This window comes from Saccharothrix isguenensis (genome assembly GCF_052936305.1).
Map to the genome: position 1 here is coordinate 4,645,315 of NZ_CP193626.1, position 20,041 is coordinate 4,665,355.

The following is a 20,041-nucleotide window of genomic DNA, read 5'->3' on the forward strand; positions in this document are numbered from 1 at the left end:
AGTGCGTCAGCCAACGACGCGAACGGGAGATCATCGACTGCCTGGCGCAGCGCGGTCACCACCGCACCGACACCGGCCAAGCCCGCGCCTGCCGTGAAGCAGCTCGGCCCGTGGTCGGACGGGGTCGCGCGCAGGCACGCCGGCAGGTCGGCCGCCGCTCCGGCACGCAGCGCGGCCTGTGCTGCGGCGAAGCAGGATCCCCTCGTGCAGTGCCCGCAGGACCGCGTTGGTCCGGTCCCTGGCGCCGAGTTCGAGCAGGATGGTCGAGACGTGGTTCTTCACCGTGACTTCGGCGAGCAACAGGGCCGCGGAGATCTCGCGGTTGTTGTAGCCCTCGGCCACCAGCCGCAGCACCTCACGCTCGCGCTCGGTGAGGTCCTTCACGGGCACGGCACCAGTCGCGACCGGCGACAGGCCGGAGCGGATCGCCCGCAGCAGCCGGTCGGTGACGGACGGGGCGATCAGGGTCCCGCCGCCGGCCAGGGTGTGCACCGCGCGGGTCAACTGTTCGAACGTCACGTCCTTGAGCAGGTACCCGCGCGCCCCGGCGTGCAGCGCGTCGAGCACGAGCGAGTCGTCGTCGAAGGTCGTCAGGACGAGCACCGGGACCTCGATGCCGCGCTCGCGCAACTCGCGCACGTCGGCCAGCAGGTCCCTGGCGACCTGGTTCGCCCGGTCGACGTGCGTCCGCGCCTGCTCCTGCCCGCGGTGCCGCGCCACCTCGGGCGGTCGTCGGCTCGGCGGCTCCGAACAGGACCGGCCCGCCGACCGCGACCGACACGACGAGCATCGCCGGCCCGGACCACACCTCCGGCCCTACTCGACGCATGACACCTCAAGTTTCGGCGCACCACCTCGCCGGTGCCGAAAGTCATGGTGTGGCTTCCTGACCATCGGCACAGGCGCACCGCCGACCGCGCCACCTGGCGTTCCGGCCCATGAGCAGCACGACGGTCGCGATCGTGGCCGAGAACCTCCACAAACGGTACGGCGACACGGTCGCGGTCGACGACCTGAGCCTCCGGGTCGGCACTGGCGAGGTGCTCGGCATCCTCGGCGCCGCAAGATGATCACTTTCGACTCAATACCACGAGATAAAAGTTTAGCGCTGACCCCGTCATTCCTATGGTGTAGACGCCGCGCGTAGCCGCTCGCCCAAATCGGGGTCAAGCAGGGACTGGAGAGGCACTGTCCGCCACTAGGCCGTTAGCCTGACGGCAGGCGCAGGACCAGCGAAGGCCCGCGTGTCTCCAGGATCGATACGGGGAGCTCATGTCCGTTTATTCGGTACGCGCGCGTTTTTACGCAGCGTCTTCTCGATTCATTACCCGAACGAGTCGCTTTCCCCGGTTGGGGGTGACCGTCGCGGTGCTCGCCGTAGTGGCCGGCACCGGTTTCGACGCCTCACCGCGGTGGCCGACCCGAATTCAGGTGTTCGTGGCCAACAGCGGCTCGGACAACGTCACCGTGTACGACACCCGGCTGGGCAAGGTGACGGCCACGGTGGGTGTCGGCGACTACCCCGCGGGTGTCGGCGCGCACCCGGCCGGGCACCGCGTCTACGTCACCAACGAGTCCTCGAACACCGTCTCGGTGATCGACACCCGGACCCTCGCGGTCATCGCCACCGTGCCCGTGGGCCCCAACCCCTTCGGCGTCGCCGCCACACCCGCCCACGCCTACGTCACCAACTTCGGCCGCGACGACGTCACGGTTGTCGACACCGCGACGAACGCGCCGGTGAAGAGCATCCCCGTCGGCCGGTTCCCGCACAGCGCGGTGGCCAGCCCGGACGGCTCCCGGGTGTACGTGACCAACAACGGCGCCGACAGCGTCACGGTCATCGACACCGGCTCGCAGACGGTCGTCGGCACCATCCCGGTCGGCGTCTTCCCGGCGGGCATCGCCATCAGCCGGGACGGCAAGCGCCTGTACGTGGCCAACACCGGCAGCGACACGGTCACCGTCATCGAGACGGACGGCAACCGCCCGAGCACCACCACCAAGGTCGGCGACGCGCCCCTCGGAATCTCGGTCACCCCGGGAGGCCGGGTGCACGTCGCCAACACCGGCTCCAACACGGTCAGCGTCCTCGGGCCCACCGGCAAGCCCATCGAGGTCGTCAAGGTCCAGCGCATGCCCGAGGGCTCCGGGGCTGCGCCCGACGACAGCTTCGTCTACATCACCAACACGGGGTCGGGCACCGTGTCCGTGATCAACGCAAAGAACGGCAAGCCAGCCGCCCCGTTCGCCGTCGGCAAGTCGCCCGAAGGCGTGGCGGTCACCTCCTGACGGAGGGCCAGGCCGCAGGGAACTCGACGGTCGCCCGGCCGGCAGATCCTTCAGGACACCGGAATCGATCCCACGCCCGACCGCGCGTGGTGCGCGACTGCTGCGCGCCCTGCGCGCCCAACGTGGTCGACCGACACCACGAGAAGAAGGACGAGCGTGGCCGGGGGTCGCGATCGCGGTAGGCCCGCACAAGCGCAGTCACGCTGGTGGCCGTCTACGGGGTAGGACGCAGACTGACTGAGCTCTTCCGACCGCATGCAGGGACGACTGGACGGTGTGCGCCCGACGGCACCGGTACTCCACACGAACATGTCAGCGTTCCCGCCCACTGCGCAAGTGACTTCACGCGAAAGGGGTGTCTCCGATCATGCTGACGCGGCCCACGTGGTCCAGCAGCGCGCCCGTGGGCTCGCCACCGGGGCCGCGCCACCCGCCCGTCCTTGACCAGCTCGTCGACGAGGCGTCGAGCCGCCGGTTCAGGACCGGCTGAACCGATCGCCGGCGGTCGGTGCAGGGTGGAAGCTGCTCGTCTCACGCTACGCGGCGACGCCGTCGAACGAGAAGCGCTGGTTGTCCTGACCGTGGCAGGGGTACTGGCGGATCTCCGCGCCGTCGTCCAGGGAGGCGTACTCCACCTCCAGGCACTGTCCGGTGTGGTCGGAGACGAGCTGGTACCCGTACTCGGCTTGGCCTTCGACCCGCCACTGCTGGGCGGGGTCGCCGTCGCAGGCGCGCTGGACGACGTCACCGCCCTCCTGGGCGGCAGGCGCCGCCTGGAGGCACTTGTCGGTCGCCTGGGACCAGAACGACCACGAGCCGTTGCCGGAGGAGGCGGCGGAGAAGCGCTGGCTCACCCGGCCGTCACAGGTCCACTGGACGATGTCGGCGTCGTCGCCGGGGTTCGCGTCCAGGACGTCGACGCACTTCTGGCTGTGCACCGGGACGATCAGGTACTCGTACGGTTCGGTCTTCGCCGTGGCGGCCGTCGCCGAAGCGACCAGCGCGGCGGCGGCGGCCAAGGCGGTCATCGCGGCCCCGCGGCCGGTGAAACGGGACATCGTTCGGTCCTCCGGGAGTGGTCGGCAGGTGCTCGACCACCACCATGCCCACATCCACCGGCCACACGCGGCGAAGTTCACACCGCCGTTGCACACCGACCACCCGTCGAGGTGACGCACACGTCCCGACACCGCCACGGCACGCCGGTGGACCGTTCGGACGCATGGAACCCAGTCGTCCAGGTTAGCGAGGGCCGCCGTCCCCGTGCCGGGTGCGGCGGCCCTCCCTCGTGCGACGTGGACAGGCTCGCCGGCCGGAGGTCAGCTGGTGCAGGGGTTCCCGTTGGGGTGGACCCCCGTGCCGTGGATGTCGGCGTGTGCTTCACCGATGACCACGTCGGCGAGCAAGGTGTCCAGCACCACGGCCCGTTGGGTCACCGATGTCGCCGTGGTCTCGGTGCTGTTGAGCTTCAGCGAGCCGATCACCAGCGGGATGGTCAGCGGCGCGGACCCGACGGTCGTCGGCACACCGTTGATCTTGAGGGAGGCGATCGTCGAACTACCCGAGAACCGCGGAGCCAACCCGGTGCCACTGGGCGCGCACTCGACCGCGGCCTCGGACTTGATCACGCCCAGCTCGATGATCAGGCCGAGGGTGCTGATGGTGGTGGTGTCGACCTTGGCGTTCGCGGTGGCGTTGTCGCCCGCGGCCGGAGGTGCCGAGGTGAGGTCGTCCGGTGTCTGGTCGGTGGTGGCGGACAGCACCTTGGCGTTGACCGCCAGCGCCCCGGCGTTCAGACCGACCTGCGCCAGCGTCTCGCTGTCGTCCACGCAGGGCACGTCGGCCGGGTTCGCCACCACAGGCTCGATACCGACCACGTTCAGCGCACTCGCCCGGCAGGAGAACACGCCGTCACGGTCGTCGTCGACGATCGTGCCGACACCGACCGCGTCGGTGATCGCCGCGCCGCCGGCCGCGGCCAGCGTCACGGTGAACGTCTCGTTCAGCTCGTCCACCGTGTCGCCGACCACGGGAACGATCACCAGCTTGGAAGTCTCGCCCGGCGCGAAGGTCACCGTGCCGGCGGTAGCCGCGTAGTCCCCGGGCGCCACGGCGGTGGCGTCGGCAGTGGTGAAGTCGACCGTGACCGGGTTCGGGCTCGGCCGGTCGAGGCTGACGGTGAAGGTGGCGGGTGTCGTGCCCGCGTTGCCCTCATCGACGGTGACGTCGTTGATCGACAGGCCGGGCACGTGCACGGTGTTCTGCTCGATGAAGCCGCGCGAGGTGCCGTCGACCAGGAAGTCGACCGTGCAGTGGTAGGTGCCGGCCGGGGTGCCGGGGTCGACCGTGATGGTCTCGGTGAACTCGGCGACGTCGCCGCTGTCCACGGTGCGGCTCGCGGGCGCGAAACCGATCGTCAGCTGCGGGTCGCACGCGGTGATCGCGGGTGTGACGGTGACCTGGACGGCCTGGATGCCGTCGATGATGGCCTGCGCCACCTGGTTGGCCGGGACGTTGTTGAGCAGCACGCCCCCGGTGGCGTCGACGATCGCGCCGGCCTGCCCTCCGGCGTCCAGTCCGCCGCCGGACGGTCCCATGTTGACCGCGATGACGCGGATGTCGGCGGCCTGCAGCGCGGCGATGGCGTCGGCCAGGGTGTGGCCCAGGCTGGGGTCGTGGGAGGGCGCGTCGCCGAACCACGCCACGATCCGGGTGCCGTCGGGGCGGAACGCGATGGCTCCGCTGCCGATCTCGAACAGGGCGTTGATCGCGGCTTCGGGGAAGTCGCCGCCGCCGCTCGCGACCCAGGCGTTGATCCCGTTCTGCACGGCCGTGGCGTCGGCGGTGAGGTTCTGGTTGACCCGGAAGGCGAACGGGTCCCCGGCGTCGCGGTACTCCGAGACCGCGAACCGCGCCGTCGGTTGGGCGTCGAGCACCGCGTTGGTCACGGCACCGGCGTTGTTCCGGACGTCGGCGATGGCGCCGCCCATGCTCCCCGTGGTGTCGGCCAGGAACACCAGGTCGGGGTTGGGCGGGACCGCCGGGGTGGTGACCGTCTTGGCCACCGTGGTGCTCGCGCCGGGGCCGAGGGTGACCTCGACGTCACCGGGCTCGACCTGGGCCCCTGCCTGTGGTGCCGCGCTGATCGCGACCGTCGTGGCCCATACCGCCAGCGTGGCGGTGGCCGCCGCCACGGATCGGCGCAGCAACGAGCGTCGCCGCGTATTGGAATAGGACATGGGTTCCCCTCATCAGATACGTCCTGGCACTGTGCCCGGGAGTTCGGACCCGGTAGCGAGCACTGACTGCGGACCGGTTCGACGGACCACTTGCGGACCGTTCCCACGAGCGTGGAAGCTGAGCGGACCAGTAGGTCAGGACGACACAGCCGGGGTTGCCGGGAATCCCTGGAAGGATCCGCCGTTGGCTCTGTCACCGCCCCGACCCGTGTCGGCGGGACACACGGCCGGCAGGGATCCGCCGGCCACTCCACCCGGACCTCCGGCGTTGCCGCTGCCTCCCACGGCAGCACCGGCGACCGTTCTACGTCCGAGCGCGTCAAAAGAACGGACAATCGTGTACATCGACCCTCCCTGTGGAGGGGCATCTACGTGTCGCCGCAAACCGGAGGGTGAATCGCGAGTCCACCCGGCCGTCGTCCCGCCAAGGCGGCGGATCACCCGTCGATTCGACAAGCAGAAGGCATTGCCCCCATCATGGAAACGTAACAGGGATCATTGCCCCCGCAGGGATTCCGGCCAAGCCTCCAGCGGTGTGACACGAAAAGTCGTGTCACGACACCGACGGTGTGATCAGTGGTCCCGTCAGGTGACGACACCCCATTTCTACGGTCACTTCCGGCCCACAGCCACAATTTCTGCCCCGCCGACCCCTCTACCGGACCGGACCGGAGCCGCCAGGCCGTCGGCACACCACCTTCCGATCCGAAGACCCCATGGACGCACGACGAGGAACCGAGTCTTCCCAGTAACCGTGCGGTGGCATCACTTGGTCAACTGTCGTTGAGCGGGCCGTCCAGTGATCTCGTGTTGCAGCAGGACAAGCGCCGTCCCGACGACGCGCAGACGCTCAGGGACTCATGTCGCGCACGGCCGTGCCGCACACCGGAAGTCCACAAACGCCACCCGAGAATGCGGGACGTCCACGGCGGCCCTGAACGACCAGTACCGGCACGTAGCCGCCCACCACAGGCCAGGGCCCGCAACGCCCCCTCCCCCAGTCGTCGCGGCCGCGAACGACAACTGGTTCAGCGGTACCCCTTGCGCGTCACCGGAGGTCGGCCACCGATCACCCACCGTCGAACGCGACCTGGGCCGCTCCGGTCTTCTGCCCGGGAGCGGGCAGGGTCGTGGAGCCGAGCGTGCCCTCCAGTTGCTCCCATCGCGTGACCAGGTCCGACATCATCAGCATCAGCACCTCGGGGAAGGCTTGCAGGAAGCTCTGGTACCGGTAGTGGTCCAGGTAGAACAGGACCACGTCGTCACCGAGCGCCGTCATCGACGTGGTGCGGGCGTTGAAGAACAGGTCGTAGTGGCCGAGCACAGCTCCGCGGCCCACGACCGCGCGTTCGTAGATCCCACCGAAGTCGACCTCCACCTCACCGCCGGCCACGATGAACACCCCGTGCGCGGCATCGTCCTCGCGGCAGATGACATCACCCGCGGCGAACGGGATCTCGTCGAACATCGAGGCGAGGGTCTCCAACTCGGAGGCCGCCAGTGAGGCGAACAGCCGCACCCCGTACGGGTCGACTCCCTCGCGCAGGCACGCCACCCGCTCGGCCAGATCACGCTCATCGATGTGCGTCATCCGCAACCGTGCGAAGCGCAGCACGCGGTCGGTGTTGCGCGACTGGCGGCGAAGGGTCCCGGCGCTCGGCGCGGTGTAGAGGGTCGGGTCCCCGCTGATCCGCGCGGCTTCCCGCAGACCGGACTCGTAGGCGCTGTGCACGCAGCCCCAGTGGTAGGGATTGGTGCCCTCGCCGGCGAAGAACAACCGATCGCCGACCGGCTCGGCCAGCGTGCCGATGTCCTTCGACGAGGAGCCGACACCGATGCAGGTGTACGAGCCCCGGGCGAACGGGTCGGACGACCACGCGGTGCGCGAGATGTGCTCGGGCGCGGGCGCATCGGCGCCGAACAGGTCCTCGACGATGGTGCCGGCGTAGACGGCGGCGTCCCGATCGGACCAGGTCTCCGCCTCACGGCCGAGCGAAGCACCCAGCAGCAGCACCAAGACCGGCTTGCCGTGGGACTTCCACATGCTGATGACGACCGTGGGGTAGCGATCGGTGTCACGGCACAGGTAGCCGAACACGTACTGGTCCCGCGGCCAGAAGGGCTCGCGGTAGTGCAGGGCGATCTTGTTGAGGGTGCCGAAACCCAGCCGGGCGATCGCCGACCGCTTCGCCTCGGGCAACGGAGGCTCGAAGCGCACGACCCCGGCCTTGAGCACGCCGAGCGGCACGGTCACCAGCACCCTGTCCGCCTCGAAGTCACCCCGGTCGGTGGTGACCCGCACCGGACCGGCACCGGTGTCGATCCGCGTGACCACGTGACCGAGCCTGATGTCCAAGCCATCGGCCAAGGCGTCGACCACCGACTGGTAGCCCTGGTGCAGGACGCTGTCGCCGTAGCCGTAGACCAGGTAGCCGTCCTCCCAGAACTGCAGGGACAGCCTGTCCGGGTCCTCGGCGACGTCCTCGCGCAGCAGCACGTTGAGGTGGTAGCGGACCGCCTGCTCGTCCTCGGAGGACAGCCGGCGCTCGGTGAGGATCCGGCGCAGGGCCTCGCCGAGCGAGATGTCGGGGTGCTGCTCCTTGCGCGCGACCGCGGCCCGCTGCTCGAGCTCGTGCAGCACGTCGTCCGCCAATTGCAAGGTGCGGCTCTTGTGGCGGTGGGTGGCCAGGCGGCGATCCGCGCCGAACAGGTCCAGGCTGTCGAAGCCCCCGGTGTAGGCGCTGTCGCCGCCCACGTAGCTGTAGGGGATGCCCAGGTCCTCGACCAGTTCGGCGATCGGGTTGCCGTCCGTGCCGTGGATCCAGTGCGCGCCCAGGTCGACCCCGTGCTCGTCGGTCCGGATCCGGCCGCCGACACGGTCACGCGCCTCCAGCACCACCACGTCGTGACCGAGTCCGCGCAGCGCCCGCGCGGCGGCCAACCCGGACATGCCGGCACCCACGACGATGAGGCTGGGTAGATCGTGCGCGTCAGCTTTTCGAGACATCATTTGATTCTCCGGCAGTCGGCGCAGGCGCCGACATACCCGGATCGAGTGCTTCCGGTTGGTCCCTCCGGGTCGTCCCGGAGGGCTGGGTCAATCCTCAGTGGGCGTGTTCCCGCGGAGTGCGGGTTGATCCGGTGTCGGATACGGCGTGGCCGCTGACGACACCAACGACACGTGGACGGGGACTTCGGTGGAGCGGGTTGTGTCTACGGCCTTGACCTTCCCCGCCCATCCGGCGGCGACCGCGGCGGCGACCGCTGCTCGCCGCCGCGGTGTCCGTCGTGGTCACAGTTCGCAGTTGGCCTCGTTCTCGACGTTGGTGCAGGTGTCGAGGCTCGGACCGGCGTCGGCGGTGTCGGTGCCGGTCCCGCCGTCGATGTTGTCGATGTTGCCGACGACGAGGCTGATGAAGTTGGCGTTGCCGTTCTCGGCGTCGCCGTGGACCACGTCGTCACCCGGTCCGGCGTCGATGGTGTCGCGGTGGCCGCTGGTGACCGCCTTGGCGCCCGAGGAGGAGTTCAGGGTCTCGTAGTCGCCGTAGATGGTGTCGTCGCCGTCGCCGCCGGTGATGGTGTCGTTGGAGGTCTCGGCCGTCACGGGTGCGCTGACGCCGAGGTTCGCGGTCTGCGCGTCGCCGTAGATCGTGTCACCACCCCCGCCGCCGGAGATGGTGTCGTTGAGGTTGCCGATCAACACCGCTCCGGCCAGACCCGCGCCCGTCCCCACGGTGATGGTCCTGCCGTAGCCGTAGATGGTGTCCGGGTCGTCGCCACCGATCAGGGTGTCGTTGAGTCCGACGATCCCGCCGGAGACGGCCGTGATCGTCACGTCGAGGAACCCGCCGGAGATGACGTCCGATCCCGGGCCGCCGTCGATGTGGTCGTTGTCGGCGACGTAGGCCGCCGAGACACTGATGACCCCGGTCCCGGAGTTGCCGATCAGCACGTCGTCACCGGCCTCGCCGAACACCCGGTCGGAGAGGTTCTCCAGAGGGCCGGGGCCGGGCAGACCCGGGAGGACGTCGGGCACCACGACGAACTCGCCGTAGACGGTGTCGTCGCCGTCCCCGGCACACACGCGGTCGTTGCCGGCCAGCCCGACGATGGTGTCGTCCCCGCCCAAGCCGACGATCACGTCGTCACCGTTCGTGCCGGTGAGGGTCTCGCCGCTCGCGGAGCCGACGATGGTCGCGGCCATTCCGTCACAGGTCGTCGTGGCGTGCGCGGCAGGCACACCCACCAACGACCACGCAGCCGCCACCGCCACGGTCACCACCGCACCGACGGACATCTCGATCCTGGACTTACGCACAGCGTTCTCCTTCCCCACCGCTCAACGCGGAACCGGTGATCACAATGAGAGAGCTGCGCAACTCCTCCATGTCATCGCGCGTATCCGGCACGACGTTACGGCGACATACCCGACACGTGCGAGGAGTAGTTGAGCCGGAGGAATGTCATGACACTCGAACCGTGCACCAGTCGACTCCGCACTTATGCGGCAACAACACCCACCCCCAGTTTTCCGCCGCAAGCCGTTCAGCCTATTGCGGACGAGCGCAGTGATCGCGACTCGTTCCACCCGTCGCGCCTTCCGGGAAATGGGAAGCCCCATGCGTCTGCGCGCATTGAGGTTTTCCCAACAAAACAGCCGAGGGGGGATCGCCATTAGCGCCGGAGTGGGTGCTGACCCGCGAAGGGCGTGAGCCGCTGGTGGGACAAGGCTCGCGAAGATCATGTCCCGGACACCAAGGGCTCACGTGATCGCCTGTTCTGCCGTGCTCGACGTCCCGCGCCATTGGTGGGGTTCCCCGGCCGGCCTGGTGGCCGTCCGACCCGCGTCACCTCGCCGCGATCGCCGCCGGGATCGTCGACCGCCGTATGCTCCGGGCGGCCCGAGCCCTTACTGGCACAGGCGTCGGTGACTCTCCGCATGTCAGGCCCCGGTGCAGCGGCAATACCGGAGTGCAGTAGCAGCGCACAACTTTGTGTTGGGTTCCGCTGCGCATACCGGCGTTGCTCACCCTTCCGTGTCTGATTATCGGGTGAGTGGAGAATAGTTTCTGTATACGACCGGCCACGCCACCGAAGATCTGCTCACACATCGACCACCCGTAAGTGGGCCACGGTTCACCTGAACAGTGGCTAACCAGGCTCGGGACGTCGCGATAGACCTCATACCGTTCCCGAAAATTCCTGACGAATGAGGTTGCCATGAGCCTGCAGCGCGTGATCACCGACGAGCACGATTTGCAGATCGCCCCTGTCTTCGCCCAACGGATCGACGAGGACGTCATCCCGAAGGGCAGGCTGCCGGAGGACCCGATGCCCGCGAGCGTCGCGGCGGGCATCGTGCACTCGAGGCTGTTGCTGGACGGCCGGGCGGCGCTGAACCTGGCCACGTTCTGCACGACGGCCGCCGAGCCGGAACTGGAGCGGATCTACGCGGACACCGCCGCGATCAACCTCATGAACCGCGAGGAGTACCCGGCCAGCTCCGACATCGAGCAGGAGTGCATCAACGCGCTGGCGAACCTGTGGCACGAGGACGACGGCCGGTTCATCGGCTGCTCCACCAGCGGAAGCTCGGAGGCGGCAATGCTGGCCGGACTGGCCATGCTGCGCCGCTGGAGGGAGCAGGGCGGTACCGGTAAGCCGAACATGGTGTTCGGCAGCCACGTGCACGTCTGCTGGCCGAAGTTCTGCAACTTCTGGGACGTGGAAGCGCGCATGGTGCCGCTCGAAGAGGGTCGCACGACGCTGGACCCGGCGCTCACCGCGGAGGCCGTGGACGAGAACACGATCGGGGTCGTCGCGGTGCTCGGCAGCACCCAGGACGGGCGCTACGACCCGGTCGCGGAGATCGCGACCGCGCTCGACGCCGTGGCGGCGGACCGTGGCGTGGACGTACCGCTGCACGTCGACGCGGCGAGCGGCGGGTTCGTCGCGCCGTTCCTCGACGTCGACTTCGCCTGGGACTTCGCGCTGCCCAGGGTGGTGTCGATCAACGCGTCGGGCCACAAGTTCGGCCTCGTCTACCCGGGGTCGGGCTGGTGCTTGTGGCGCGATCCCGAGTACCTGCCCGAGTCGCTGATCTTCGACTGCAACGTGCTCGGCGGCCACCACCCGACGTTCACGCTCAACTTCTCCCGGCCGGCCTCCGGTGTGATCGCGCAGTACTACCAGTTCCTGCGCAACGGGTTGGCCGGTTACCAGATGATCGCGCAGCGGTGCCAGGAGGTCGCGCGGCAGGTCGCGAAGGGCGTCGAGGCCGTCGGGCCGTTCGAGATCATCGGCGACGGCGAGGACCTGCCGGTGGTGGCGTTCCGCCTGCGCGACCCGGAAGCCTCGGGCTTCACCGTGTACCACCTGTCCGAGGCGCTCAAGAGCGAGGGCTGGCACGTGCCCGCCTACAGCCTGCCGCCGAACCTGGAGCACGTGCACGTGCTGCGCGTCGTGTGCCGGCAGGGTTTCACGCTCGACCTCGCGTCGAAGTTCCTGGAGAGCCTGGCCAAGCACGCCGACCGGCTCGGGAGCCACCCGTTCCCGCTGCCGGAGGCGACCGCCCTGACGTTCGCGGACTGACACCGTGGTCACGATCGCGGAACTGGAGACCGACCCCTACCCCGTTTATGCCCGGCTGCGCCGGGACGAGCCGGTCAGTTGGGTGCCGGAGGCCCGTCAGTGGCTGGTGACGAGCTGGCGCGACGTGCACACCGTCCTGACCGACACCGAGCGCTTCACCACCGACCAACCGGCGTCGCCGATGCACGGGCTGTGCGGTGGGACGCCCATGTTGTTGAGGGAGGGCGAGTCGCACCAGGACGTGCGGGAGGCGTTCCGGCACGACTACGACGCCCACCGGGTCAACGACTACGTGGACACGATCGCCCGGCCGGTCGCGCACCGCGTCGCCGACGAGGTGTTCCCGGCCGGGTCCGTCGACCTGGCGGCGGACTACTTCGAGCCGATCGCGGCCATCGCCGAGGCCACTCTCCTCGGGGTTGGTCCCGGTGGTGCGGACACGTTGCGCCGCTGGGGGCAAGCGCTGACCGGGGTGGCGAACAACTTCGGCCGCGATCCCGCGGTGGACGCCGACGCGGCCGCGGTGATGGCCGCCGACGCCGAGGTGACCTCGGCCGTCCAGCGGTTGCGGGAACAGCCGGACGGATCGGTGATCTCCCACCTGCTGCACGCGAACCGGCGGGGCGAGGCAAGAACCGACGCGGACGTGCTGCCGGTCCTCAAGCACATCGCGCTGAGCGTGATCGAACCCGGCTGGCTGGCCGGTTGGACCCTGGTGGCGCTGTGGTCGGCGCCGGACCAGCTCGCCGCGGTCCGCGCCGACCGGGCGCTGCTAGGCGTGGCGGTGTACGAGGCACTGCGGTGGAGCGGACCGGTAGGCGTGCTGGGCAGGCGCACCACGCGGGACGTGACGCTGGGCGGGCGGGACATCCCGGCGGGGAGCATGGTCGCCGCGGCCATCGCCTCGGCCAACCGGGACGAGGCGGAGTTCACCGATCCTGACCGGTTCGACCTGCACCGCGATGTCCGCATGCACCTCGGCTTCGGCGTCGGACCACATGACTGCCCGGCGCACCCGCTGGTCACCGCCGTGGCGCGCACCGCACTGGACGTGCTGCTGGAGCGGATGCCCGGCGTGCGGCCGGTACCGGGTTGGCAAGCGGCGCCGCACGGCTGGAAACTGCGGCTGCCGGGGCCGATCGACGCGGTGTGGGACATGGCGGAGAGGAGGGCGTCGTGACCCGATCGACGACGGAGGAGTCACTGCTCGCGCAACTCGACGCCGACCCGTACCCGGTGTACGCGCGGCTGCGGGCGCAACAGCCGGTGTTCCTGCTGCCCGAGGTCGACCAGTGGCTGGTGACGCGCTGGGACGATGTCCAGCGCGTGCTCACCGATCCCGGGACGTTCACCACGGACAACCCCGACGCGCCCGTCGTCCGGCTCTGCGGTGGACCTCCGCTGATGAACCTCAACGGCGCCGTGCACCAGGACTTGAGGCGGGCGGTCGAACCGGACTACGCGCCGCACCGCGTCAACGATCACGTCGACTCCATCGTCCGCCCCTGGGCGGAGAAGCTCGCCGCCGAGCTGGCCCCGGCCGGTCGCGCGGAGCTGGTGTCGGCGTACTTCGAGCCCGTCGCCACGCTGTCGCACGCCCGGTTGTCCGGTGTGGACACCGCGGAGGCCGACCGGCTGCGGTGGTGGGGCATCGCGCTCATCGACGCGCTCACCAACTTCAGCCGCGACCCGGCGAAGCAGACCGCGGTGGCGGACGCGATGGCAGACTTGGACGACGTCCTCACACGCGCGGCGGCACGGGTGCGGGCCGTCCCGGACGATTCGGTGCTCTCGCACGCCTTGCACGCCCACCGCCCGACCGGCCACCCCCGGGCGGAGTCGGATGTGCTGCCCGTGTTCAAGCAGCTCGCGCAAGCGCAACTGCAGGCGGGTTGGGTCGGCGCGTGGACGCTGAGCGCGCTGCTCGCCGACCCGGAGGTGCTCGCCGAGGTGTCGGACCACCGGTGGCTCGTCGGCGCCGCCGTCAACGAAGCGATGCGGTGGACGCCGCCGCTGGGCAACGTGACCAGGCGGACCACCCGCGCGGTGACCCTCGGCGGCGTGGACGTCCCGGCCGGGGCGACGCTGTCGGTGAGCGTGGCATCTGCGAACCGGGACGAGCGGGTGTTCGACGACCCGGACCGGTTCGACGTGCACCGCGACGTCCGGACGAACCTGGGTTTCGGCGCGGGGCCGCACGGGTGTCCGGCGTTCCCGTTCGTGATGGCCGTTGCACGGACGTCGGTGGACGTGCTGCTGACCCGACTACCGGGTCTGCGGTCCGCACCGGGCCGGCGACCGGCGCCGCACGGCTGGAAGCTGCGCCTGCCCGGCCCGCTGGACGTCGTCTGGTGACCACGTCGATCCGACCGGTCGGTGCGACATCGTGGCAGAGCGGCGTCGGACACCGACCCGCAAGACCACGGACGCCGGATCCCGTCGACGCCGTGCCTGCCGAGAACCTCATCCATGCAGGTTGAGGGCACGCAGAGCGCGCGGGGCCGGAGTGGTGGATCCGTGCGCCACGGTGAAAGCGGCGGGCTGAACCAGTGCGCAACCTGCTACAACCACCGCCGCCCACACCCACCCCGACAACACACCCCACCACGACCGGACCACCCGATCGCAGACGCGATGCTGCTCGTCGATCAGTCCGCCGACCAGTTCTCGGCGGACTGATCGACGAGTACGAACCACAGCAGCGTAAACCCAGGTCAGGTCATGTGACCGACTCTGGCACATCACAGGGTTCGACGCGGCGCCGTTGAGCAACCAGCGGCCGCGGCGGTCGCCGCAGATCACGCTCGACGAGCACGCATCTCGGCCCACACGGTCTTGCCCTCCACCCGAGCGTCGACACCCCACTCCTCGGACAGACGTTCCACGATGATCAACCCACGGCCACGGCTGCCACCCAATCGCGACCGACCCAGCACAAGCCCGTCGGGTGACGCGTCGTCGGCCTCGACACGCACCACGCACAGCCCCGACGACCAGCGAAGACGGACACGACGAGGACCGTCGGCGTGGTCGAACGCGTTGCTCACCAACTCGTTCACCACCAGCACGCAGTCCTCCAGGTCGTCCTCGTCCAAGCCGGCCAGGACCTCTCCGACCCAGCGCCGCACCACTCCCAACTGCGCAGACGGCGCGTCGAGAGCGAGAGCGAACGACACCTCCCCCACCCCTGCGGCGTCACTGTCGCCCACGCGCCCCTGTCCCCTTCCACCGGCGAAGGCCCCCGCTCACACGATCGCCCGGCTGTCGCGACAGACAATCATGCCCGACCAGCCGGCTGCCGCCTACCCGACCAGACGGCGAGGGATCACCCACCCGGTGCGACGACGGCGCGGATGAACCGCTCGGCTGCGGCCCGCAGCTCGACGTTCTCCACCTGGGACTGCTTGGCCAACATCGCGAACGCCTCCTCGGCCGAAACCTGCGCACCGCCATCAAAACGCTCCTTGCCTGGTCGATCACGGGGGCGAGGCGAACGCCGTTTGCAGGTGTTTCGCCTTCTCATGTCCGACAGGGGTTCCTCAGGGCATGGAGAGACGACCCCAAACGATCTTCCGGTCCTTCTCGTGGCGCACGCCCCAGTCGTTGCAGATCGTCTCCACCATCCTCATGCCGTTGCCCCGGTTCGGACTGACGCTGGACGACCCGACGACGGGGGTCCGGTCAGGCGTGGCGTCGCAGACCTCGACGACGAGTTCCGGTCCGCGATCCGGGTGGACTTCGCGGCGCAGCATCAGGTGCCGGGGATCGTCGGCGTGGTCGCAGGCGTTGGAGGCCAACTCCGTCGCCACCAGCCGCGCGTCCTGGACAAAGTCCTCGTCGTGCATGTGCAGCGCCTCATCGATGCGCTCGCGCACGGCGGCGAGGTTGTCGCAGTGCAAGGAGGTCTCGATCTCCACCTGGCCTGCGGTGCGCCCCTCTTCGGCGTGGCCGTCCGCGCCGCGCTCGTCCTGCGGAATCGTCGCCGCCTCGCGCGACCCGGTCACAGTGCCCGCGTCCGGAAGGTTCCCGGTTGAGCGGTGATCAGAGACGGAACTGGCATCGGTCACCGGACCGGGTTGCCCGAAACGCGTTCAACCCACACACGCTTAAGCCATTCAGTCCAATTCCGGACCACCCATCAGTCCACATCCCGCTCGGAGAACCAGCTCAACACACGTCTCCCCCGACCAGCGAATACCCCGGAGTTCACCCCCGACGATTCGCCGTCGTCGCCACCTCCGACTCGACGCCCACGCACACTGGGCCGAACTCATCGTGACCGACCGGCCACCAACGCCTCCACGACCTACACAACTGACCTGACCAGCCGAACACCGGAAGGAGAACCCGCAACCGCCACGTGCCAAGGCCTGAAGCCAGGCCGTCAGCCACGCGAAAGATCCGGGCTGACCGTGCACGAGGTCGTCAGGGTGTTCTCGGTCCAGGCGAGCACCTCCACCCGCATGAGGCCCTCGTCGGGATGTTCGCACTCCTGCACGGAGCCTCCAGCCGGAAAAGCACGGCTGCTGCGCATCAACGACATCCACCGCCAGGCCCGAGCCCGGCGGCTGGGCAACCGGCAGCGGACGGACAACACGTCGATGCGACGCGACTACCAAACCCAGAGCCTGTCTCCGGACTGACAGCCTCGGAAGGAGCGACCATGGCCGGACTGTCGGTGACCTGGAACCTCACCGGGCCCGGGTGGGCCGACATCGTCACCGCCGATCACCGGGCGGAGGCCGAGGTCACCGCCTCCTGTATCACCGCCGCCCCCGAGGACCTCCTGACCGCCGTGCCCAGGCTCGTCCTCGGCGAGAACGAAACACGAGCGCAGTTCGAGGCGGAACCGACGTGTGGATCCGGCTGCTCGAACTGCCCGATGGTCGCAAGCACGACAATGCCGGCACCGAGGTCTGGTCGAGTCAGCAGACCGTCGACGCCGTCGCACGGGCGGTGATCCGTTGCTTCGACGAGGTAGCGAGGAAATACGGGGAGAGCGCATACCGCAGCAAATGGAACGAGCACTTCCCTCGTTCCGAGCTCGAATCCCTCAGGGCCGCTTGGCGTGCGAGCCGAAACACCGAACCCGCCTGAGCTGCACCGAACCGTCGTGATCCTGAGACGCTGCCGATGAGCGACTGCCGATCACCCACTTGGTCGATCGACGGCGAGGGCGAGCTGTCTGCAAGGTGAATCAACAAGACTGGCCTCCGTGGGCCGAAGGCCGCTCACGCCACGGTTCCGGCCGCCTTGAGCATTGGGGCTGGGTGGCGCTGTGAAGGAGCTGTGCGTGCCGACTGTGGAACGGAACATGCACCGACGGCTCGATTGGGAGTCGGTGCGAGGCTGTGGACGTGATCTCGTACGGGCCACTCGCCTGCTGCGACGCGACCCCGGACGCCGGAGCGTTCCTCCGAGACCCGAACGCATCGTGGTCACGCTGTCGACGATTCCCCAGCGCGTGCGACACCTACGGCCGATCCTGCGGAGCCTGCTGGACCAAGCGACCCCAGCCGACCGCGTGGTGCTGACCTGGCCGACGCATTCCCTCCGCACGGGACGACCGTATCCAGCGCCTCCCGACCTGCCCCGCGGGGTGGAGCTGTTGCGGTGTGAGGACGTAGGGCCCGCGACCAAGCTGCTGCCGGTGCTGCGCGCCGAGCCTGGTTCCGCGATCGTCGTCGTCGATGACGATTACCTCTACCCGCAAGACTTCCTGTCGACCTTGCTGGCCGCGCACCGGATCAGTCCGGACGCCGCTGTCGGCATCCGCGGCCAGCTGGTCGGTCGGTGTCTGACGGACTCGCGCTACCCCGTCTACGTGCACGGCATGGGGTTGGCCAGTCCGAAGCCGGTCGACGCGTTGATGGGGATGTGGGGTTACCTGATTCCTCCTCGGGCGTTGGATGACGCCGTCCACGACTTCAGTGGCTGGCCGGAAGAGATGCGGTGGCAGGACGACATCTGGATCTCGGGACATCTGGCGCGGCGTGGAGTGGAGCGGTTGGTCGTGCCGATCAGCGGTATCCCTGTCAGATCCCCGAATACGCTTTCTGCCGCCCTGCATCACACCGTCAACCGATCCGGCCACAACGAGCGCATCGCCAAGGAGACGTTCCGGAACTGGTGGCAGCCCGCGTGATCGTGGCGCAATCGGAAGGCACAGCCATGGGTCTCGCAGGCGAGATCGTCTACAGATGCACGAACCTCGTCGTGAAGGCCGCACCGCTGTTGATGGGCGTGCGCCTGCGGATCGACGGCCGCCACAACCTTCCGACGACGCCGGCCGTGATCGTGTCCAACCACGTGTCCTACCTCGATCCGTTCCTCATCGTGCACGCCTGTTACGAGGCGGGGCTGAGAGTCCGGTTCCTGGCGTTGCCGTCACAGGTCACGTCGAAGATCACCGGACCGTACATGCGCGCCGTGCGGAGCATCCCGATCGGACGCGACGGCGGCAAGTCGGCTTACCGGGGTGCCCTCGAGGCGTTCCGGCGTGGTGACTCGGTCGGGGTGTTCCCGGAGGGCACCGTCGCACGGTCGTACGCGCTGCAGGAACTGAAGTCCGGTGCGGCCCACATCGCGATCGATGCGGGCGTGCCAGTGGTGCCGGTGGCCGTGTGGGGGCCACAACGGCTGTGGACCACGGGCAGGCGGGAGGTGTCGCGCCGGGGCGTGCCGGTCACACTGCTGATCGGCGAGCCGTTCCGGCCGGGCGCCGGTGACGGACCCGGGCAGGTCACCGCGGAGCTGCGGCGGCAGATGCTCTCGTTGCTGGAACGGGCACAGCGCGAATACCCGGATTCCGGTTCGGGGCAGTGGTGGCAGCCCTGTCACCTCGGCGGCACCGCGCCCACACCGGGTGAGGCCGAGGCGATGGACGCCGCGGACAACGCGGCGCGTGCCCGATGATCAGTGCTCCGAGATGAACTCGCGCAGGAGCCGGTCGACCTCGTCCGGCTTGCGGATGGAACTGAGGTGACCGGCCCCCGGCACCACCACGAACCGCGCTCCGGGGATCAGGCCGGCGGCCTTCCTCTTGTGGCGCAACGGAACGAAGTGGTCGTCATCGCCCGCGATCACGAGGACGTCCGCTGCGCCGAGCGCGGCGGCCCCGGCGGTGTGGTCACAGGTGGAGGCATCGGCCAGCAGTGCCAACAGGGTCATCGTCCTCGTCGACGTGACCAGTCGCCTGACCATCCGCGCCGGCCCCGGCCGCTTGCGCCGGGTCTGGCGCCGTTGGTGCGGCACGGCGTGCCTGCGCTCCGACATGTCGGTGACCAGGCGGCGCAGCGGAGGCACCGCCAGCCACAACCCGCGGGCGATGGCGTCGGCCAGGGTTTGGGGCAGCCGCATCGCGATCACGTTCCACTTGGCGGGCACCGTGTCGAGCAGTGCGACGCCGATCACCTTGTCCCCGAACAGATTTGGCCGTTGCGCAGCCAGGGCGTACAGCGCCATGCCGCCCATGGAGTGGGCGACTACGATCACCCGGCCGCCGGGTGCGACCGCGTCGATCACGGCGCCGACGTCGCGACCGATCGCGGCGACCGTGGCGTGTGCGACGTCGCAATCCGTGGAACCGCCGTGGCCCCGATGGTCGAAGAACACCAGCGTCGCGAGGTCGGCGAGGGTGTCGTGCTGGCGGCTCCAGTAGACCATCGTGGTGTTCAGCCCGTTGACGAACAGCACAGTCGGCCTGTCGGCGTTGTTCGCGCGCACTTTCAGGTGCAGCGTCGCGTTGTCCTCCGTGGTCACCCGCGAAACGAGACAACAGCCTGTGGCCGCGATTTCTCCGTCTGCCTGCACGAACACCCCTTCGGTCGACGATGGCGGAGTACGCATTCGCCGACTGTCGCTTGCCAAGGACCGCAGGCGAGTAGATCATGCGCTGCACCGTGTCGGAGGACGGAGTC

16 protein-coding genes are annotated in these 20,041 nt (G+C 69.2%); 8 read left to right on the forward strand and 8 right to left on the reverse strand.

Annotation, left to right across the window (positions count from 1 at the left end; translation table 11 throughout):
• Positions 1 to 30 precede the first annotated feature (30 nt).
• Positions 31 to 720, reverse strand: a complete 690-nt coding sequence (locus ACRAKI_RS20895; protein WP_447002191.1) for a LuxR C-terminal-related transcriptional regulator — start codon at positions 718 to 720, stop codon at positions 31 to 33.
• 218 nt (positions 721 to 938) lie between these two features.
• Here ACRAKI_RS20895 and ACRAKI_RS20900 point away from each other — a divergent pair, with 218 nt between their 5' ends.
• Together ACRAKI_RS20900 and ACRAKI_RS20905 are read left to right on the forward strand one after the other, a co-directional pair.
• The gene (locus ACRAKI_RS20900) at positions 939 to 1,070 is read left to right on the forward strand and encodes a hypothetical protein (RefSeq protein WP_447002192.1); all 132 of its coding nucleotides are present in this window, start codon (positions 939 to 941) and stop codon (positions 1,068 to 1,070) included.
• Positions 1,071 to 1,356: 286 nt separating this feature from the next.
• Positions 1,357 to 2,292: a beta-propeller fold lactonase family protein gene (locus ACRAKI_RS20905; RefSeq protein WP_447008473.1), complete on the forward strand. Its 936-nt coding sequence runs from the start codon at positions 1,357 to 1,359 to the stop codon at positions 2,290 to 2,292.
• A gap of 536 nt (positions 2,293 to 2,828) precedes the next feature.
• Here ACRAKI_RS20905 and ACRAKI_RS20910 read toward each other — a convergent pair.
• From ACRAKI_RS20910 to ACRAKI_RS20925, 4 genes are all read right to left on the reverse strand, one after another.
• Complete coding sequence (locus ACRAKI_RS20910; protein ID WP_447002193.1) at positions 2,829 to 3,350, reverse strand: RICIN domain-containing protein; 522 nt, start codon at positions 3,348 to 3,350, stop codon at positions 2,829 to 2,831.
• 261 nt (positions 3,351 to 3,611) lie between these two features.
• Complete coding sequence (locus ACRAKI_RS20915) at positions 3,612 to 5,531, reverse strand: Calx-beta domain-containing protein (RefSeq protein ID WP_447002194.1); 1,920 nt, start codon at positions 5,529 to 5,531, stop codon at positions 3,612 to 3,614.
• 1,069 nt (positions 5,532 to 6,600) lie between these two features.
• On the reverse strand, positions 6,601 to 8,583 hold the full coding sequence (locus tag ACRAKI_RS20920; protein ID WP_447008474.1) for an FAD-dependent oxidoreductase: 1,983 nt from the start codon (positions 8,581 to 8,583) through the stop codon (positions 6,601 to 6,603).
• A gap of 240 nt (positions 8,584 to 8,823) precedes the next feature.
• Positions 8,824 to 9,849: a calcium-binding protein gene (locus ACRAKI_RS20925; RefSeq protein WP_447002195.1), complete on the reverse strand. Its 1,026-nt coding sequence runs from the start codon at positions 9,847 to 9,849 to the stop codon at positions 8,824 to 8,826.
• A 902-nt stretch (positions 9,850 to 10,751) separates the two neighbouring features.
• Here ACRAKI_RS20925 and ACRAKI_RS20930 point away from each other — a divergent pair.
• Genes ACRAKI_RS20930 through ACRAKI_RS20940 form a run of 3 tightly spaced genes read left to right on the forward strand, consistent with a single transcriptional unit; the run spans position 10,752 to position 14,477 of the window.
• Entirely contained in the window at positions 10,752 to 12,122 is a 1,371-nt protein-coding gene (locus ACRAKI_RS20930) for a glutamate decarboxylase (protein WP_447002196.1), read from the forward strand.
• A 4-nt stretch (positions 12,123 to 12,126) separates the two neighbouring features.
• Entirely contained in the window at positions 12,127 to 13,302 is a 1,176-nt protein-coding gene (locus tag ACRAKI_RS20935; protein WP_447002197.1) for a cytochrome P450, read from the forward strand.
• Positions 13,299 to 14,477: a cytochrome P450 gene (locus tag ACRAKI_RS20940; RefSeq protein WP_447002198.1), complete on the forward strand. Its 1,179-nt coding sequence runs from the start codon at positions 13,299 to 13,301 to the stop codon at positions 14,475 to 14,477. The genes ACRAKI_RS20935 and ACRAKI_RS20940 overlap by 4 nt, the downstream gene beginning before the upstream one ends.
• Before the next feature lie 443 nt (positions 14,478 to 14,920).
• Here the strand turns inward: ACRAKI_RS20940 and ACRAKI_RS20945 are convergent, their stop codons facing one another.
• Together ACRAKI_RS20945 and ACRAKI_RS20950 are read right to left on the reverse strand one after the other, a co-directional pair.
• A complete protein-coding gene (locus ACRAKI_RS20945; RefSeq protein WP_447002199.1) occupies positions 14,921 to 15,298 on the reverse strand; it encodes an ATP-binding protein in 378 nt (125 codons plus the stop codon).
• Between the two features lie 363 nt (positions 15,299 to 15,661).
• Positions 15,662 to 16,189 carry an ATP-binding protein gene (locus ACRAKI_RS20950; protein ID WP_447002200.1) on the reverse strand — a complete coding sequence of 176 codons (528 nt, stop codon included), beginning with the start codon at positions 16,187 to 16,189 and terminating at the stop codon, positions 15,662 to 15,664.
• A 596-nt stretch (positions 16,190 to 16,785) separates the two neighbouring features.
• Here ACRAKI_RS20950 and ACRAKI_RS20955 point away from each other — a divergent pair.
• The 3 genes from ACRAKI_RS20955 to ACRAKI_RS20965 all read left to right on the forward strand — a co-directional run bounded on the left by ACRAKI_RS20955 (position 16,786) and on the right by ACRAKI_RS20965 (position 19,037).
• Positions 16,786 to 17,082 carry a hypothetical protein gene (locus ACRAKI_RS20955; RefSeq protein ID WP_447002201.1) on the forward strand — a complete coding sequence of 99 codons (297 nt, stop codon included), beginning with the start codon at positions 16,786 to 16,788 and terminating at the stop codon, positions 17,080 to 17,082.
• A 690-nt stretch (positions 17,083 to 17,772) separates the two neighbouring features.
• Positions 17,773 to 18,267, forward strand: a complete 495-nt coding sequence (locus tag ACRAKI_RS20960; RefSeq protein WP_447002202.1) for a hypothetical protein — start codon at positions 17,773 to 17,775, stop codon at positions 18,265 to 18,267.
• 26 nt (positions 18,268 to 18,293) lie between these two features.
• Positions 18,294 to 19,037, forward strand: a complete 744-nt coding sequence (locus ACRAKI_RS20965; protein WP_447002203.1) for a lysophospholipid acyltransferase family protein — start codon at positions 18,294 to 18,296, stop codon at positions 19,035 to 19,037.
• On the opposite strand, the gene ACRAKI_RS20970 is transcribed toward ACRAKI_RS20965, so the two are convergent.
• Positions 19,038 to 19,991, reverse strand: coding sequence for an alpha/beta fold hydrolase (locus tag ACRAKI_RS20970; protein WP_447002204.1), 954 nt, complete (start codon positions 19,989 to 19,991; stop codon positions 19,038 to 19,040). It lies immediately after the preceding gene.
• Positions 19,992 to 20,041 lie beyond the last annotated feature (50 nt).